This window comes from uncultured Parasphingorhabdus sp. (assembly GCF_963677535.2).
In the GTDB taxonomy this organism is placed as follows: Bacteria; Pseudomonadota; Alphaproteobacteria; order Sphingomonadales; family Sphingomonadaceae; genus Parasphingorhabdus.
The window spans coordinates 1,779,978-1,797,224 of sequence record NZ_CAXXUT010000003.1 but is presented as its reverse complement, the minus strand read 5'-3'; the positions used below and the strand labels follow the sequence as shown (position 1 = coordinate 1,797,224).

Here is a 17,247-nt window from a genome sequence, read left to right as displayed (position 1 = left end):
TGCTCTAAGCTTCTTAAACCACTTCTTCAGGTTAAAACTGTCGGAAGGGGATTTGCACGCTCACCGCGCTTGTCCCTTTTCCGATATTTGCTCTGATATTCACGTCTCTGTTTCGTGATTTCATACAGAACGATGCCTGAGGAGGTACCAAGATTAAGGCTTTCGATCATACCGAACATCGGAATTGCGACGCACATGTCGCTTCTTTCGACAGCCAGATCGCTGATCCCGCGTTTTTCATTCCCAAACCACACCGCGAGTTTCGCATGTTCAGTATATTCGCCTTCATGCAAATATACATTGGTCATGCCTTTCACATGAGGCGAGGTGACCACGGAATGAAAGTTCTTTCGCTCCAAATGGTTTAGACAATCTTCGGTGCTATCAAACCGCTTTACAAAGCTCCATTTTACCGCCGAAACCGATGTTTTCGACAGTGACTTTTTTTCTCGCATATCCTGCCAATCATCAGGCAATGCCTTTCGTGGATCGACGATGTAAACCTTCTCGACGCCAAGCGCATTCACATTACGGATGACGGTGCCAATGTTTTTGATGTTCGTGGGATCCTCAATCACCGCGATCAAATTTTTACAGACAAAAGGTTTGACCGCATCGGCACGAGCCCGAACCGAGGGTTTTGAACGTTTGTTCTCACCTGTATTATTTTCGTCTATTCCGTCCATCATCCAGCCCCGATCAATTCACGCCCAATAAGCATCCGGCGGATTTCGTTGGTGCCCGCGCCGATGTCGAGCAGCTTGCTGTCCCGCCAGTAGCGCTCGACCGGCCAGTCGGTGGTGTAGCCCGCACCGCCAAGCGCCTGCACCGATTCTTCGGCAACCCGCACGCTGTTCTCGCTCGCCAGCATCACCGCCCCGGCGGCATCAAAGCGCGTGGTCTGTCCGGCATCGCAGGCCTTGTTGACATTATAGACATAGCTGCGCGCGCTGTTGAGGCGGACATACATGTCGGCAATCTTGCCCTGCATCAGCTGGAAACTCCCAATCGGCTTGCCGAACTGCTTGCGTTCGCGGACATAGGGGATGACCGTGTCGATGCAGGCCTGCATCAGACCGAGCGGGATCGCGGCCAGCACCGCGCGTTCGTAATCTAGACCGGACATCAGCACGCCAACACCACCGTTGAGCGGCCCCATGACATTTTCCTCCGGCACTTCGCAATCATCGAACACCAGTTCCGCCGTCGGGCTGCCCTTCATCCCGACTTTCTCGATTTTCTGGCCGATGGAGAAACCCTTCATACCTTTCTCGATCAGGAAGGCGGTGATCCCGCCCGAGCCGACTTCCGGACGGGTTTTCGCATAGACGACCAATGTGTCGGCGTCCGTACTGTTGGTGATCCAGAATTTGGTGCCGTTGAGGACATAGCCGCCCTGCACCGCTTCGGCCTTGAGCTTCATCGACACCACATCGCTGCCCGCTCCGGCTTCCGACATCGCCAATGATCCGACATGTTCGCCCGAGATCAGCTTGGGCAGATATTTGGCTTTCTGTTCAGGCGAAGCCCAGCGGCGGATCTGGTTGACGCACAGATTGCTGTGCGCGCCATAGCTGAGGCCGAGAGCGGCGCTGCCGCGACTGACTTCCTCGACCGCGATCGCATGTTCGAGATAGCCGAGCCCGAGCCCGCCGTCTGCCTCGTCAACCGTAATCCCGTGCAGGCCGAGATCGCCCATCTGCTCCCACAGCTCGCGCGGGAACCAGTCCTCGCGGTCCATTTTCTGGGCCAGAGGCATGATCTTCTCTTCGGCAAAGCGGCGCGTGGTATCGCGGATCTGGTCCGCCATTTCGCCGAGCTGGAAATCAAATTGTGGCGTCGCAATCATGTTAAGTCCTCAATGTTTTTCTGCGAGCGGTTTAGCAGATAATATTCGGGTTTCCAGCTTAGTGTGCCCCTGCGAAGGCAGGGGGCCATCTCCTGCTATTGCGTCAAGAGCGCAGGTCGGGAGATGGATTCCCGCCTTCGCGGGAACACAGGGGTTTTGCGTTGCTCAATATTCCATCCAATGCCATAGCACGGCGATGCTCTATAACCTTGCAAAGCCCTTCATCTTCGCGCTCGAAGCCGAACGCGCCCACGGCCTGACCATTGCCGGTCTCAAGACGGTCCCAATGGGCCCCGCGCCCAAATGCGATCCCGTTCTGGCAACCCGTGTCGCCGGGCTCGACTTCGTCAACCCGATCGGCATGGCCCCCGGCTTTGACAAAAATGGCGAAGTACCCGACGCGCTGATCCGCATGGGCTTCGGCTTTGCCGAGGTTGGCACGCTGACGCCGCTGCCGCAGGCCGGCAATCCCAAGCCGCGTATCTTCCGGCTGGTCGAGGACAAGGCGGTGATCAACCGGCTCGGCTTCAACAATCGCGGCCAGCAGGAAGCCCTGCCGCGCCTCGAAAAAATGCGCGGACGGATGGGCAAAGGCGTGCTCGGCATCAATATCGGTGCAAACAAGGACAGCACCGACCGGATCGCCGACTATGTCATCGGCGCAAAGAATATGGCACCGCTGGCGGATTATCTGACGGTCAATATCAGCTCCCCCAACACGCCGGGCCTGCGCGCGTTACAGGACAAGGGCGCCTTGGCGGACCTGCTCGCCGCCGTGATGGACGCGATGGGCAAATCAAAAACGCCGGTATTCCTGAAAGTCGCCCCCGATCTCGAACCGGCGGATATCGACGATATTGTCGAAGTCGCGACGGCACAGAAGATCGCGGCGCTGATCATTTCCAACACCACCATCACCCGGCCCGATCTGAAATCCAGCAACCGGTCCGAGACCGGCGGCCTGTCGGGCGCGCCCCTCAAGGGCCTCGCGCTGCAACGGCTCAAGGATTTTCGCAAGGCCAGCGGCGGGAAAATCCCGCTGATCGGGGTTGGCGGCATCGCCACCGCAGAAGACGCTTATGAACGCATCCGCGCCGGCGGCTCGCTGGTCCAGCTTTACACCGCGATGATCTACGAAGGCCCGGCCATCGCCGCGGCGATGAACTGCCAGCTGGCGAAATTGCTCAAAAAGGACGGCTTTGCCAATATCAGCGAAGCAGTCGGCACGGCATAAAGCCGGCTGTTACGCTATTCGCCGGTCCCCACCAGCACCACACCTTCCCGGCGCGGGTCGTAGCCGCCATCGACCCTGCCATCGCGGATGATCACGGCGTGCACGCCGCTGTCCTCGCCCTGCCCCGGCTTCAGATCAATCCCGCGCGCGGCCAGCCCGTCGGCAACGCCCGGCGCGAACTTGTCCAGTTCCCCGCCAAATCTGGGACCCCGCGCCACCAGATTGGGCAGCGCCAGCGCCTCCTGCATCGACAGGTTCCAGTCGATCGCGCCAACCAGCGATTTCGCCACATAGGCAAGAATGCTGTTGCCGCCGGCCGATCCGATCGCACCCGCAAACTTGCCATCACGGTCGAGTATTATGGTCGGGGTCATCGACGAACGCGGCCGCTTGCCCGGCGCCACTGCGTTGGCGGCAGGACGCCCATTCTCGTCAACGGGGCTGAATGAGAAATCGGTCAGCTGGTTGTTGAGGAAGAAACCGTCGACCATCCGGCCGCTGCCAAAGATCGATTCCACCGTCGTCGTGATCGAAACCACATTGCCCTGGGCATCGCGAACAATGAAATGGGATGTCCCGGCAGGTTCCAACGTCTTATCCGCGGCGGCCTGCACCGCACCGCGTGGAGTCCCGGCCTGGGGGGGAGAAGTCGCTGCACTTTCGCCGATCAGCGCCGCGCGCGAGGCGACATAGGCCGGTTCCAGCAGGCCCTTGACCGGGACCGATGCAAAAGCCGGATCACCGACATATTGATCGCGGTCGGCATACATCAGCCGGCTCGCCTCGGCGAACAGGAACCAGGCCTGCGCGTCTTCCGGTCCGCGCGTGGCGATATCGGTTTTTTCCAGCATCGCCAGCAGTTGCAACAGCGCCACTCCGCTCGACGGCGGTGGCGGAACGCAGACCAGATAGACGCGATAGGGGTTGCATAGCGCTTCGCGCCTGACCGGCTTGTAGCCAGCCAGATCGGCCATCGTCATCCGGCCTTCGAGCGGCGCGGCGCGAGTCTTGGCAACAATCTTTGCCGCCGTGGACCCGCGATACAGCGCTTCGGGCCCGTTGGCTGCCAGGCGCCTGACGAAGTCTGCATATTGAGGATTTTTCAGCCGGTCGCCGGTGGTCTTGCGCTCGCCATTGGCTTTGGCAAAATAGGCGGTCGCGTCGGGCGTGCCCAGTTGCGGAAAAGGCATTCCCAGAAAGCGTCCCAGCCGCGGGCTGATGATGAAGCCCTCCTCCGCTGTCCGCTCGGCCGCCGAAAACAGGCTGCTCCAGTCGAGCGCGCCATGATCCTCATGCACCATCGCCAGCATCGCCACGGCCCCGGGCACGCCGGTCGCGCGACCGCTGGTGACGGCGTCGCGATAGCCTAGCGGCTTGCCGTCCGGCCCCAGGAACATGGTAGGGCTGGCCTGTGCCGGTGCGGTTTCCCGGCCGTCATAAATGGTCAGCTTGCCCGTCGCGCCGTCCAGATAGGTCAGGAACGCGCCGCCACCGAGCCCGGAGCTTTGTGGTTCGACCAGCGACAGCATCGCCTGCACGGCGATCGCCGCATCTATGGCGCTGCCACCACGTTTCAGAACATCCTGCCCCGCTTTGGCCGCCAGCGGATTGGCAGCAATAACGAATGGCTCGGCCTGCTGCGTTGCGGAAGCGGCTGACGCCGGATTAATGGCGGGTTCAATTTGCCCGGTCTGGGCACAGGAAGCGGTGAGAAGCGCTGCCGCAGCAGCGATAAGACGGGACATTTTCATATAGGCTGAAGCTATAGACCAGGTGCAACGGCCCTGTCCATTGACAGTGACGGCGCTGGCACCGGCCGGCATCTCGGCAACAGATTTCACCTAAAGAATTGCCCAGCGGTTTCAACCGCGCTAGTCCTTGTTCTATGATCCAAGCCCGGAACCAAGCCGGAGCGTGAGAGAGGAATTGTTGCGTGGGCCAGAAAAAGCCGAAAAACCGTTATCTGGAAATCGACCAATATCAGAATCTGGTATCGATGTTCTTCGACCGCGCCAGTCAGGGCGGTGACAAGCCGTTTCTGCACGCCAAGAAAGACGGCGCGTGGCAGGCGACCAGCTGGAACGAAGCGGCACGGCAGGTTGCGGCGCTGGCGAAATCGCTGAAGCGGATCGGACTGAAAAAGGGCGACCGGGTGATGCTGGTCTCCGAGAACCGACCGGAATGGTGTATCGCCGATCTCGGCATCATGGCGGCCGGCTGCATCACCGTGCCGACCTACACCACCAACACCCCGGCCGATCACCAGCATATTCTCGATAACAGCGGCGCTCATGCGGTGATCGTCTCCGACATCAAGCTGGCGAAAAACCTGCTGCCGTCGGTGATCAGCTCTGCCGACGCCAATATCATCATCGGCATCACCGACCTGCGCATCGGCCAGTCCGGCGATTTCGACCTCTACAGCTGGGACAAGCTGGTCCAGGGCAGCGACGCGGATGTCGCCGAAGTGACCGAGCAGGTCGCCAGCATCACCCGCGACGAGACCGCCTGCATCATCTACACCAGCGGCACCGGCGGCAAACCGCGCGGCGTGATGCAGCATCATGGCGCGATATTGCACAATACCAAGGGACCCGCAGAGGTGATCGAAAGCGATTTCGGCTGGGACGACGAGGTCTTCCTGTCCTTCCTGCCGCTCAGCCACGCTTATGAACATAGCGCCGGCCAGTTTTTCCCGATCGGCCTCGGCGCCCAGATTTTCTATTCCGAGGGGCTCGAAAAGCTCGCCTCCAATATCGAGGAAGTCCGCCCGACTATCATGGTGGTCGTCCCGCGGCTGTTCGAGGTGTTGCGCGCGCGGCTGATCAAGACGGTCGAGAAACAGGGCAAGATGCCCAATTATCTGCTCGGCAAGGCGCTCGCCATCGGCCATCGCGAGGCTGAAGGCAAGGGTCGCAAGCGCGACAAGCTGATGGATGCTTTTCTCGACAAGACGCTGCGCCCCAAGGTGCAGCAACGCTTCGGCGGACGGATCAAGGCCATGGTCTCCGGCGGCGCCCCGCTCAACCCGGAAATCGGCGTCTTCTTCCAGTCGCTCGGCCTGACCATGTTGCAGGGCTATGGCCAGACCGAATCCGGCCCGATCATCGCCTGCAACCGCCCGCGAACCGGCCTGAAGATGGACACGGTCGGCCCGCCGATGATCGACACCGAGGTGAAGATCGCCGAGGACGGCGAAATCCTGGTCCGCGGCGAGCTGGTCATGCACGGCTATTGGCGCAACCAGGAAGAGACCGACAAGGTGCTCAAGGACGGCTGGCTGCACACCGGCGACATCGGCCATATCGACGAAGCCGGACGGGTCGCGATCACCGACCGCAAGAAGGACCTGATCGTCAACGACAAGGGCGACAATATCGCCCCGCAAAAGGTCGAGGGCATGCTTACCATCCAGCCGGAAATCCTGCAGGCGATGATCAGCGGCGACAAGAAACCCTATATGGTCGGCTTGATCGTCCCCGACCCCGAATGGGCGCTCGAATGGTCGCGCGAGCAAGGCATGGCCTATGATTTCATCAAGCTGCAGGCCAACCCGGCGTTCAAGTCGGCGGTGCGGGAAGCGGTCGACCGGGTGAACAAGGACCTCTCCGTCATCGAAAAAGTCCGGCGGTTCGAGTTCGCCGACGAACCGTTCGCGATCGAGAATGAAGAACTGACCCCGAGCATGAAGATCCGGCGGCATGTGATCCGGGAGCGCTATCAGGAGCGGCTGGACGGGTTGTATAAGAAGTAGTGGGTTGGGGGGAGTAGGAAAGATGCCTGAAAAGAAGCATTTATCCTTTGATATATAGGGGTTACTGCACCTATCTCTGTAATCCACACCGTAGTCGCAATATAAATGATAATATCTATGTCAGCCGCTTATTTTATCTGCTCTCTTTTCTCGATTGTGTCCTTAACCAAAATACATGCAAGGACTACAAATATACAAATGGCTTGTATTATAACACGACGATCTGGAGCTAGCTGAAAATTTAACGCGCCTGTGAAGTTGTAGGTAAAATCCAAGAAAAATAGAAACGCAGATATTCCAAGAAAAGTAGCCATAAATCTAAGTTTACTAGATACCAATAATATGTTTCTCATATTTGAAACCACCTAGCGTTGTGAAAAACACCACCCACGGAATATACCATTCCCCTGATGACAACAAAAGTTTTTAACAAGTATATCGTCAGTCGCACTAACATGCCTGCTTCCATTGAAGCTTTCAAGCCTCAGTCACTGTAACCAATTACAGGGATATACGGTACTAGTATACCAAATGCACCTACTCCCTCTCCCTCAAGGGAGAGGGTTGCGCAGACTTGGCAGCTTGCTGCCTAGTCGGAGCTGGGTGAGGGTTTACCGGACCCTAGGGGCACAGCAACCCAACCGGCAGACACCCTCATCCAACTGTGCCTAATCCTTCGGATAAGGCTTCGTATCCTTCTCCCTCACGGAAGAAGGTGAAGCTCGCTTTGCGTCTTCGTGGCTTCGTGCGAGCCCAATGATGGGAGGATAGAATAACTCGATCATTCGACGTTTCGAGTTTTGGACGGTTGATCTTTTACAAACGCTGGATTGATTAATTAAAATATAGCCTCAGAGCTATTGACAGGAAAATAGCCTTCAAGCTATATAAAGCCATGACTTGGGACGTTGAGTTTCATGTAGATTTCGAAAGCGAGTTCGCGAAACTCGACGAGGCTGTTCAGGATGAACTGCTTGCGATGGCAGGGTTGCTGGAAATCTATGGTCCACAGCTTGGCAGGCCGCATGCCGACACCCTATCGGGTTCAAGACATGGCAACATGAAGGAACTGCGCTTCAATGCCGCTGACGGCGTATGGCGCGTGGCATTTGCATTTGATCCGGAGCGAAAAGCCATGATCCTGATCGCAGGAGACAAATCCGGCGGCAGCCAGAAGCGCTTTTATAAAAATCTGATCAACAAGGCGGACAAGAGATTTGACGCACATTTGGCGGCACTCGCCAAGAAGGAGAATTGACGTTGGGACGGAATATCAAAACCATTCGGGATGCGTTACCGGCCGAACGGCGCCAGAAAATTGCTGCGCGCACCGAAGAACTGGTTGCCGAAGTAGAAGGGCTTAAAGCCTTTCGCAAACTGGCCAATCGCAGTCAGGTTCAAATGGCCAAAGCGCTGGGCGTCAAACAGCCATCGGTGCACAAGATAGAACATCAAACCGATCTCTATCTTTCGACATTACGCAAGTTTGTGGAAGCCGCAGGAGGCAAGCTGGAATTGCGCGTGGAACTGCCAGGCAAAGGCGTTGTGAACATCACAAATGTCGGTGACCTTGGGTAGGAGAATTTGAGGCTTGCCTGGTGAAGGAACGACGGCAGCTTGCGGCCTAGTCGGAGCTGGGTGAGGGTTTACCGCACCCTGGTGGCACAGCAACCCAGCAGCGGAACGCCTTCATCCAACTGCGCCTAATCCTTCGGACAAGGCTTCGTATCCTTCTCCGTTACGGGAGAAGGTGAAGGAGGCGGCTGCCCGCTAATATTTCGTGCCTTCGCGACTTCGCACGAGATCGACGGCGCGCGGTCGTCGGCCAGTAGCAAAGGGAACTTTTTCGGGGCGTGCTGGTTGGATGGATATGCAAAACGCACGGAAAAACAGTCAGGATATTGGGCGGCTCCCCACGCGGGCGCGCCAGAAGCGGGCCGGCAAGGCGAGCGCGATCGGGTTTTTCGCGCGGCGCAAGCCCGGTTGCCTCCAGCGACCAGCGCCAGCGCAAAAGGATTGGTGACCATCTCTTTCCGGACGATCCTGCTGGTGGTCTTTCTGGCGCTCGCTCTACGTGGCTATGAATGGATCCGGCACGATCACCGGATGCCGTGGACGCCGCTGTCGCTGGCCGCGCCGATCGGCCCGTTCACCACCCGCAAGATTGACGCGCTCGCCGACGATACGCCGCAGTGTCACGGCCTGCTCGAAGCTGCAGCGATAGGCTATTCGCCCCTGCCGCCGGTCAGCGCCGGTCCGCAATGCGGTTATGACAATGGCGTCACGCTCACCCGGGACCAGCCGCAGGCGATCGCCTATAGTCCCGCCGCCAAAACCAGCTGCCCGATGGCGGTCAGCCTGGTGCTGTGGGAAAATCAGATCGTCAAAGCCGCCGCCGCCCGACATCTCGGCAGCACGGTCGAGTCGATCTCCACCTATGGCAGTTACAGCTGCCGGCGGATCGGCGGCGGGCAGACGGGCAATTACAGCGAACATGCCACGGCCAATGCGATCGACATCGCCGCCTTCCGCCTCGTCGACGGGCGCACGGTCTCGGTCGCCGGCCACTGGGACGCGGATGACGAGCGGTCGCGCTTCCTGAAAGAGGTGCACGACGGCGCCTGCGAGATTTTCGGGACGACTCTGTCGCCGGATTATAACAAGGCCCACGCCGACCATCTGCATTTCGACCAGGCCCGGCGCGGCGGCTATCAATATTGCCGTTAGCGAACGGCAGTCACAGAGGAGAAAGACCGATGTTTGTTGCAGCTTATTGGTGGAAGGTCCATCCGGGCAAGGAGGAACAGTTCCGGGCAGCCTGGCGGCGCGGAACCCGGCTGATCCGGGAGAAATATGGCAGCCTCGGCTCCCGCCTGCACCGCGACCAGAACGGCCGCTTTATCGGCGTAGCCGAATGGCCGGACGAAGCCACGTGGCAAAAGGCCTTTGACGCCAAAATGAACTATGACGATCCGGAAACGCGACAGGCATTTGTCGATGCGGTCGCCGATACCGCCGACGAGCCGTTGCTGCTGATGCATGTTACCGACGATCTGCTCGATCACAGCGCGCCGGCCGCTCATTCTGCTGCTGGCACCACTAGGTAGCTATACGGATTGGCCCTCCCGCCGAAACCGGTGAAATATCGCGGCGGGTCAACAGGAGGGTCTACCGGTGAACAGCAAGGCAAGCGCCATCGTCGATCGCATCCGCGCGCTCGAAGCGGAGCTTGAAGTGCGGATCGCCGAAGAACGGGCCGAGATGGGCGAGCGGCTGGACAAGGGCCGGGCGGAACTCGACCGCGATCTGGCGGCGATGCACCGGTCGCTGCGTGTCGGTGTGCTGCGCTATATATCCGAGGCGCAGATTTCGGTGATCCTGACGGCGCCGGTCATCTATGCGCTGCTGCTGCCCTTTGCCTTTCTCGACCTGTCGGTCTCCATCTATCAGGCGATCTGCTTTCGCGCTTACGGGATCGAACGGGTCCGGCGGCGGGACTATATCGCCTATGACCGCGGGAGACTGTCCTATCTGAACGCGATCGAGAAGATCAACTGCACCTATTGCAGCTATGCCAATGGCGTCATCGCCTATGTCCGGGAGGTCGCCGGACGCACCGAGCAATATTGGTGCCCGATCAAACATGCGCTGAAGGTCCGCGGCCAGCACAAGAGGCAGCGCCTGTTCGAGGAATATGGCGACGGCGCGGACTATCGCCAGCGTCTGGCTAGACATCGCGATGCCCTGAAAACGGACGAAAAGGCGGAGAGACGGGACAAGGCCCCCGGACTATGAACCGGCCGCCACTCCCTAGTCGAAAGAAACCGGCCGCGCCAGCCACGGCCCTGCCTTCGCGCCATCCCGTTTCCGATATGGCATCCGCGGCTGGCTATTTTGAACCGACCGAGAGATCCTTGGTATAGGGCACGAAATCCCCGAAGGTGCAGCTGCCCATGGTCGCGCCGCTCATATTGTCGATCAGCTGGATGATCTCTCCCGAGCAGAGCGAGCCGGTTGTGCGCCGGTAGGACATTATATAGCGGTCCGCACCAGGACATCCGCCGGGCGGCTTGTTGATATAAATGGTCTTGGCATTGCGTCGCGACGCGAAGATCAGGATATCGTCGCTGATCACCGTCATTTTGCGCTGGTCATTCCGGTCGATGCAGGATTGTGCCTTGCGCGGGCTCCGCCCTTCAAGCTGCTTGTCGAGCTTCGCCTGCTGCTTTTCCGTAAGTTCGATCGTTTCGCCGCCACTGGCGGGCGCGGCGAGCAGCACCGCCGCAGGAAAGGCTAAAAGCAATTTTTTCATGATCCGTCTCCCGTTATCGATCCCCATCGACACAACTATATCTACCTTCCGGCTGAACCGGGGCTGAAACGGACGGGGATTCAGAAATTATCCTTGGCCGTCCGCCGTGCGCCCAGCTCCTCGGCCGATGCCGCCCGCATGAACGGGTTGGTGGCGCGTTCCTGCCGGATCGTCGTCGGCACCGTCGCCTCGCCCCGCGCGCGCAGGGTCAACACCTCGGCCATCCGTTCTTTCAGCGCGAGATTGTCGGGTTCCGCAACCAGCGCATATTCGCCATTGGCCTGGGTATATTCATGCGCGCAATAGATTTTGGTGGCTTCCGGGAGCGCCTCAAGCTTGCGCATATTGTCATACATCTGTTCGGCCGTGCCTTCGAACAATCGCCCGCAGCCCATCGCGAACAATGTATCGCCGACGAAGGCAACCTTCTCTGACGGGATATGAAAGGCAATATGACCGGCAGTATGGGCCGGTACGTCGATCACCTCGGCGGTCACATCACCCAGTTGCACCGTGTCGCCTTCCTTCACCTTTACGTCGAGGGTCGGGATTCGTTCCTGCTCCGCTTCCGGGCCGGTAATCCGGCAGCCGGTCGCTTCCTTGATCGCGGCATTGCCGCCGGTGTGATCGGGATGCCAGTGGGTGTTCCAGATCTGGGTGATTTTCCAGCCGTGCTTTTCTGCCTCGGCAAGCACCGGTTCTGCAACCGCCGGGTCGACCACCATTGTCTCCCGCGATTCCGGTTCGTGGACCAGCCAGACATAATTGTCGGACAATACGGGGATTCTGATAATCTCAAGCATGGCGTCAAATTACTCCGCAAATTTTATCCTGTCGATATTTAACCGCAAAATAAGAGTTTTAACCTAATCGAACGGGCTCTGCAGCAGTGATTTTGGGAAGGGGCGTGATTTGCGCTTGTTTGTCGCGTTTCTGGCCTATTTGTGCCTCTGGTCTCCGGCTCTGGCCGAAGTTCCGATGGCCAACCGGCTGTGCACGCAAAGCAGCGCCGCGGACGTGACCGCGGAAAGCCTGCTGCAATCGGGCAAGGCCTTCGACTGTTCCGATAATAAATATGCGCTCGACGGTCCGCGCGTCTGGGTCAAGATTCCGTTTCTTGCCGACCGGCTCCCGCCCGGCTCGGTCGAGGTCCAGGGCGACAATAATGGCCTGACAACGATGCAGGTCCATGCGCAACTGGACGATGGCAGCCTGATCTCGTCCAGTTTCTCCGAGCAGCAGGTGATCGATAGCTGGCGCCCGAAGGGCCATTACGGGCTTCCCGTCCCGGGCTCGGAAAATCCGGAGCTGCGGAACCGGATAACGCATGTCTATATCGCCATCGACAATCCGAAAGTGGTCAGCAGCATGTCACTGATCCAGCTGGCATCAAAAGACAAATGGGACGGGCTCAAACTGCCGCTTTCGATCATGTTCGGCGTCCTGTGCGGCATGGTGATCATGCCGCTATTCTACCATATCTTCTTCTATGCCGCGCTGCGCTACAGTTTCATGCTCTGGCATAGCGCGATGATTGCCGCGACGGTCGCCTACACGTTCAGCTCCTCCGGCCTGATGTTTTTGGCCTTCCCCGAGACCAGCCTGCTGGCCAAGATGCTGATCAACTACTGGGCGCTGGCCATTGCGGTTGCAGCCAGCGGCTTTTTCCTGGTCCGCTTCATCGAACCGGGCAAGATCGCGCCATGGCTGCGAAACGGGATCATCCTCTCGTCGGTTCTGCCGGTCTTCGTCACCGCTTTCGTCCTGAGGATCGACGAGGGCTATGACATGGATGCCCGCAACTATTATCACGCGTCCTTTCTGCCGGCCTTTTTTATCGTTCTCTACGCGATGGGGCACGCGCTGCGCCGCGGCAGCAAGGCCATCTGGTTTCAGATTGCCGGGTGGACACCCATTGTCTTTTTCGGCCTGGACCGGGTGGCACGGGGCATGGACCTGTATATCGGCTGGCCGGCGCTGGACTATGGTCTCTATTTCGCACTGGTGCTGGAAACCATCATTCTCGCGCTCGGCGTCGCCAATCGCATCTGGCTCCTGCGCCAGAAGCATGAGAATACCCTCCGAAAACAGGTTGAACTGACCCTGCTTGCCGATACCGACGGCTTGACCATGATGAACAACCGCCGGTCCTTTGAACGCGAATATCGGCGCAATCAGCGCGACCGCCGCTATAGCCATCTTGCAATCATCGACATTGATTTCTTCAAACGGGTCAATGACCGCTACGGCCACGAGGTCGGGGATGAAGTCCTGCGGGTCGTCGGCCGGCAGCTGGATGGCACCGGCCATTTCGCAGCCCGTATCGGTGGCGAGGAATTCACCTTGCTGATCAAGGACAAGGGGCGTGACAAGCGCAGAAACTATCCGGCCAATGTCCTGACCGAAATTTGCGAGACACTGATCATGGCGGTGCATGAGGAAGTCCCGGAAATCCGGGAACCGGTCACCTTTTCGGTTGGCGTTGCATCGCTCGGCCGGCGCGATTCGCTGCGTAGTGCGATGGCGACCGCTGACCGGCGCCTCTATGACGCCAAGAAAAATGGCCGCAACCAGATTGTCTGGATCGATATTTCCTCGTCGGGACCGGTCAAACCGGCCGGCACCGCTTCGATCTAGATCAGACGCTTACCACTCGCCGATATTTTCCATGCTCGCCCAGGGTTCTTGGACCGGCATTCTATCGCCCTTCTGCAACAGCTCTACCGAGATATTATCGGGCGTGCGTACGAAGGCCATATGGCCGTCACGCGGCGGACGGTTGATCGTCACGCCGGCGTCCATCAATGTCTGGCACAGGGCATAGATATCGTCGACTGCATAAGCGAGATGGCCGAAATTGCGGCCCCCGTCATATTGTTCGGCCGGGCTGCCATCCTCGGCAGGCCAGTTATAGGTCAGTTCGACTTCGGCGATATCGGCCTGGCCCGGGGCGGCGAGAAAGATCAGGGTAAAGCGCCCCTGTTCGCTGTCGTAACGGCGCACTTCCTCCAGACCCAGCAAGCCGAAAAAGGCGATGGTCGCCTCCGGGTCACTGACTCTGAGCATGGTGTGCAGATATTTTATGGCCACTATAAACTCCATTCGTCGCTATTCAGAAACGGTTCATCGCTGATATCGCAAAGCCGAACCGGGTCATTTGCAACAGCCTAAGCCGCTTTCGGACGGAGGGAAAGAGAGATGAGCGAGAAATTTATCGAAAGCAGGAACAAGGTCTGGCTGACCAGCGCCGGATTGCTGACGGTCGGACTGATGGTGGGCGGCTATCTGCTCGGCGACGGGCTGCTGCGCGCGAAGATGGCAGACCGCAGCGTCACTGTGCGCGGCCTGGCAGAGCGCGAGGTGACCGCTGATCTGGCGACCTGGACCATTGCCTATAGCGCCCAGTCTAGCGATCTGCAGAGCGCCCAGACCGACATCGACCGCGACACGGCCGCGATCACGGCCTTTTTCAAGGAGCTCGGTTTCGAGGCGGATGCGCTCAAGCCGACCGGCGCCAATGTGAATCAATATAGCAGCAATGGCATCCCGCAATATACGATCCGCCAGCGGCTGAGCCTGCGCACCAATGATATCGACAAGGCGCAGGCCGCCGTCGCGCGCCAGTTCGATCTGGTCCGGCGCGGCGTCGTGCTCGAGGACGGGTCGGGCATGAGCTACACCTTCACCAAGCTCGACGAGATCAAACCGGAAATGGTCGCCGAAGCCACCAAGGACGCGCGCAAGTCAGCGGAGCAGTTTGCCGAGGATAGCGGCACCGACGTCGGTGGCATCAAATCTGCCACCCAGGGCTATTTCAGCATCAACAGCCGCGATGGTGATGCCGGCGGTTACGGCGTCACCGATACGCCGTATAAAAAGGTCCGCGTGGTCACGACCGTCAATTTCTATCTCGACTGAAGGCACTGGGCGCAACGGGCCTGCGGGTCACCTTGCGGGAAGAATTATTCCGTGGCGCTGGCCCGCAATTGCTCGAGATAGCGTTCCGCGGTTTTGGCCGAGGGGCTGTCGGGTCCGAATTTTACCGCCTGTTCCCAATTGCTTTCGGCATTCACAACATCGCCCGCTTCATAGGCGATATTACCCGCTTCAAGCGCGATTGCCGGATCGGTGACCGCCAACCCTGCCGCCACCGCAATATCCGCTTTTGCCAGTGCAAGATCGCCCATCCGCCGCGCCAATGTGGCCGACAGCAGCCAGCCGAGCGGATCCTCGGGGACGAGATCATGAACCAGCACAAATTGCTGCTTCGCCGCATCATATTGATTCATCGCGACATATATACGCGCCATGTCGAGATGCACTTCGCCCTTCAGCAGGGCGTCCAGCTGATCCTGCTCCAGCGCCGAGCCGAGATATTTCAGAGCGGCCGCATTGTCACCGGCGACGAAGGCCGCATTGCCGGCCTGTGACCAGAAAATCGCGGCGCGATCATCGCCCGCGGTTTCCGCTCCTTCTGCCGCCAGCACAAAGGCGGAAACGGCCTTTGGCCATTGCTCCAGCTCTGCATAAGCGAAGCCGAGACAATTGCGCGCGAGATAGCCGCCGCCCTCAATCTGCCATCCGTTGGCAGCGAGCAATCCGTTATCGGGATCCTCCGCAGCCTGGTCGATACATTGGTTGAAACGGATATCGGCCGGGCTTTTCGGCGCGAGCGGCAGCGGACCGGCGGGGGCTTCGGTCCGCGGTTCCGATGGCCGCATCAGGGGGTCAATCGGAGAACCATAAGGGGTTGCCGATTGCAGCAGAAGCGGCAGAACTAGAGAAGATATCATCAGAGATATGCCTGTTATAACATTGTTTCAGCGCCCAAAAATCATCCCAATCGTGCAACCACGTCGATCAGCAGGGCGATATCCTGATCCCGGGACAGCCGGTGATCGCCATCCTTTACCAGATGGACCTGCACATCGTCTGAACGGATTTTCTTGGCCAGTTCCAGACTATATGCCCATGGCACCTCGCTATCCTTCTGTCCGTGCAGCAGGCGCACCGCCCCGTCGAAGGCTATTTCCCGATGCAGCAGGCGATTGGCTTCGCCCGACTGCCAGAAGACCTGTGTCGTGACATAGGGCTCGTCGGAATATTCGCTGGATTCCTCGAGCTTGCCATCGCGGAGAATCGTCATCTTTTCATCCTGTGTGAAGCCCCAGTCGGTAAAGTCCGGAGCCGCGGCAATACCGACCAGGTTTTTCACCCGCATCGGCCGCGACAGCGCGACCAGGAGCATCAGCCAGCCGCCCATAGACGAGCCGACCAGAGTGATCGATCCCGATGTCAGCTTGTCGATCAGGAACAGCACATCCTCGCGCCAGTCGATCAGGCTCTGATCTTCGAAATCGCCGCCGCTGGCACCGCAACCGGCATAGTCCAGCCGCAACATGGCCCTGCCCTGCTGCTTGGCCCAGACATCAAGAGCCAGCGCCTTGCCGCCTTCCATATCCGACATATAGCCGGGCAGGAACACCAGCGTGGTGCCCTTCACCCCCGCCATGGGCGGCGTGTAGCAATAAGCCAGAGACGCGCCGCCGGGACGCTGGAGATACAAGATTTCGTCTTCCATACATTCATCCGTCTGTGTGTCCCGCGGAGGCGGGGATCCATCTCCTGTCCTATAGTTCAAAAACGGTAGATGAGAAGGCACGTTGACGCGCGGTCAACAGCACAACCCAATCGTCGCCAGAATATGGTTCGGGAGATGGGCACCTGCACGCGCAGGCGCACTAAGTAGCAGCAAAATAGACAATTGCGAGACAGAGAAAAGCGATGACCAACATGCCGATATTGGACAGCAGCGGTGTCTTGGCCCGGGGCAAGACCGAGACCAGTTCGGCTGGCACTTCACCCTTGAACCCGAGCTTCCATTTGGGCCGATCCCTGATCCCATCCTCCAGGCCGAAAACATGAGAATCGCCCTGCTTGCCGCGATAGACGAGATCTCCGAAAAAATAGACATCGCTGCGCCATTGCTGCTCGTACAGCGTGAAACTCTTGCCTATCACCTCGATCCGCACCCGCCGTTTGAGCGCGCTGTCGCCATCGATAAGCCAAACATGGGGAGCAGCAGACATAGGCGAAGC

General features: G+C 58.9%; 18 protein-coding genes. 9 read left to right on the top strand and 9 right to left on the bottom strand.

The window, feature by feature from the left end:
* Window positions 1–26: 26 nt before the first annotated feature.
* Both ACHZCJ_RS15750 and ACHZCJ_RS15745 read right to left on the bottom strand, forming a co-directional pair.
* Complete coding sequence (locus ACHZCJ_RS15750) at window positions 27–689, bottom strand: RNA methyltransferase (RefSeq protein ID WP_321327495.1); 663 nt, start codon at window positions 687–689, stop codon at window positions 27–29.
* Window positions 686–1,849 carry an isovaleryl-CoA dehydrogenase gene (locus tag ACHZCJ_RS15745; RefSeq protein WP_321327493.1) on the bottom strand — a complete coding sequence of 388 codons (1,164 nt, stop codon included), beginning with the start codon at window positions 1,847–1,849 and terminating at the stop codon, window positions 686–688. The genes ACHZCJ_RS15750 and ACHZCJ_RS15745 overlap by 4 nt, the downstream gene beginning before the upstream one ends.
* Before the next feature lie 196 nt (window positions 1,850–2,045).
* Between ACHZCJ_RS15745 and ACHZCJ_RS15740 the strand changes: the two genes are divergently transcribed.
* A complete protein-coding gene (locus tag ACHZCJ_RS15740; protein ID WP_321327492.1) occupies window positions 2,046–3,083 on the top strand; it encodes a quinone-dependent dihydroorotate dehydrogenase in 1,038 nt (345 codons plus the stop codon).
* Window positions 3,084–3,097: 14 nt separating this feature from the next.
* Here the strand turns inward: ACHZCJ_RS15740 and ggt are convergent, their stop codons facing one another.
* A complete protein-coding gene (ggt, locus tag ACHZCJ_RS15735; RefSeq protein ID WP_394700149.1) occupies window positions 3,098–4,834 on the bottom strand; it encodes a gamma-glutamyltransferase in 1,737 nt (578 codons plus the stop codon).
* Between the two features lie 245 nt (window positions 4,835–5,079).
* Between ggt and ACHZCJ_RS15730 the strand changes: the two genes are divergently transcribed.
* From ACHZCJ_RS15730 to ACHZCJ_RS15705, 6 genes are all read left to right on the top strand, one after another.
* Window positions 5,080–6,837, top strand: a complete 1,758-nt coding sequence (locus tag ACHZCJ_RS15730) for an AMP-dependent synthetase/ligase (protein ID WP_321327819.1) — start codon at window positions 5,080–5,082, stop codon at window positions 6,835–6,837.
* 895 nt (window positions 6,838–7,732) lie between these two features.
* Entirely contained in the window at window positions 7,733–8,095 is a 363-nt protein-coding gene (locus ACHZCJ_RS15725; protein WP_321327488.1) for a type II toxin-antitoxin system RelE/ParE family toxin, read from the top strand.
* Between the two features lie 2 nt (window positions 8,096–8,097).
* Window positions 8,098–8,415: an XRE family transcriptional regulator gene (locus ACHZCJ_RS15720; protein WP_321327486.1), complete on the top strand. Its 318-nt coding sequence runs from the start codon at window positions 8,098–8,100 to the stop codon at window positions 8,413–8,415.
* A gap of 282 nt (window positions 8,416–8,697) precedes the next feature.
* Window positions 8,698–9,564, top strand: a complete 867-nt coding sequence (locus ACHZCJ_RS15715) for an extensin family protein (protein ID WP_321327484.1) — start codon at window positions 8,698–8,700, stop codon at window positions 9,562–9,564.
* 29 nt (window positions 9,565–9,593) lie between these two features.
* Window positions 9,594–9,944 (top strand): antibiotic biosynthesis monooxygenase, encoded by a 351-nt coding sequence (locus ACHZCJ_RS15710; protein WP_321327483.1) that lies wholly within the window; start codon window positions 9,594–9,596, stop codon window positions 9,942–9,944.
* 67 nt (window positions 9,945–10,011) lie between these two features.
* Window positions 10,012–10,632, top strand: coding sequence for a hypothetical protein (locus ACHZCJ_RS15705; protein WP_321327481.1), 621 nt, complete (start codon window positions 10,012–10,014; stop codon window positions 10,630–10,632).
* A 94-nt stretch (window positions 10,633–10,726) separates the two neighbouring features.
* Here ACHZCJ_RS15705 and ACHZCJ_RS15700 read toward each other — a convergent pair whose 3' ends face one another.
* Window positions 10,727–11,149: a hypothetical protein gene (locus ACHZCJ_RS15700; protein WP_321327479.1), complete on the bottom strand. Its 423-nt coding sequence runs from the start codon at window positions 11,147–11,149 to the stop codon at window positions 10,727–10,729.
* 80 nt (window positions 11,150–11,229) lie between these two features.
* Window positions 11,230–11,952 (bottom strand): hydroxyacylglutathione hydrolase, encoded by a 723-nt coding sequence (gloB, locus tag ACHZCJ_RS15695; RefSeq protein WP_321327478.1) that lies wholly within the window; start codon window positions 11,950–11,952, stop codon window positions 11,230–11,232.
* A 109-nt stretch (window positions 11,953–12,061) separates the two neighbouring features.
* Here gloB and ACHZCJ_RS15690 point away from each other — a divergent pair, with 109 nt between their 5' ends.
* Window positions 12,062–13,786 (top strand): diguanylate cyclase, encoded by a 1,725-nt coding sequence (locus ACHZCJ_RS15690; RefSeq protein ID WP_321327477.1) that lies wholly within the window; start codon window positions 12,062–12,064, stop codon window positions 13,784–13,786.
* 9 nt (window positions 13,787–13,795) lie between these two features.
* Here the strand turns inward: ACHZCJ_RS15690 and ACHZCJ_RS15685 are convergent, their stop codons facing one another.
* Entirely contained in the window at window positions 13,796–14,215 is a 420-nt protein-coding gene (locus ACHZCJ_RS15685) for a VOC family protein (protein WP_236554166.1), read from the bottom strand.
* A gap of 132 nt (window positions 14,216–14,347) precedes the next feature.
* On the opposite strand from ACHZCJ_RS15685, the gene ACHZCJ_RS15680 reads away from it, so the two are divergent.
* The gene (locus tag ACHZCJ_RS15680; RefSeq protein WP_321327474.1) at window positions 14,348–15,067 is read left to right on the top strand and encodes an SIMPL domain-containing protein; all 720 of its coding nucleotides are present in this window, start codon (window positions 14,348–14,350) and stop codon (window positions 15,065–15,067) included.
* 44 nt (window positions 15,068–15,111) lie between these two features.
* Here ACHZCJ_RS15680 and ACHZCJ_RS15675 read toward each other — a convergent pair whose 3' ends face one another.
* The 3 genes from ACHZCJ_RS15675 to ACHZCJ_RS15665 form a co-directional block, all read right to left on the bottom strand.
* Complete coding sequence (locus ACHZCJ_RS15675; protein WP_321327473.1) at window positions 15,112–15,942, bottom strand: tetratricopeptide repeat protein; 831 nt, start codon at window positions 15,940–15,942, stop codon at window positions 15,112–15,114.
* Between the two features lie 41 nt (window positions 15,943–15,983).
* Window positions 15,984–16,730 carry an alpha/beta hydrolase gene (locus ACHZCJ_RS15670; protein ID WP_394700148.1) on the bottom strand — a complete coding sequence of 249 codons (747 nt, stop codon included), beginning with the start codon at window positions 16,728–16,730 and terminating at the stop codon, window positions 15,984–15,986.
* Window positions 16,731–16,890: 160 nt separating this feature from the next.
* A complete protein-coding gene (locus ACHZCJ_RS15665; RefSeq protein ID WP_159644872.1) occupies window positions 16,891–17,238 on the bottom strand; it encodes a hypothetical protein in 348 nt (115 codons plus the stop codon).
* Window positions 17,239–17,247 lie beyond the last annotated feature (9 nt).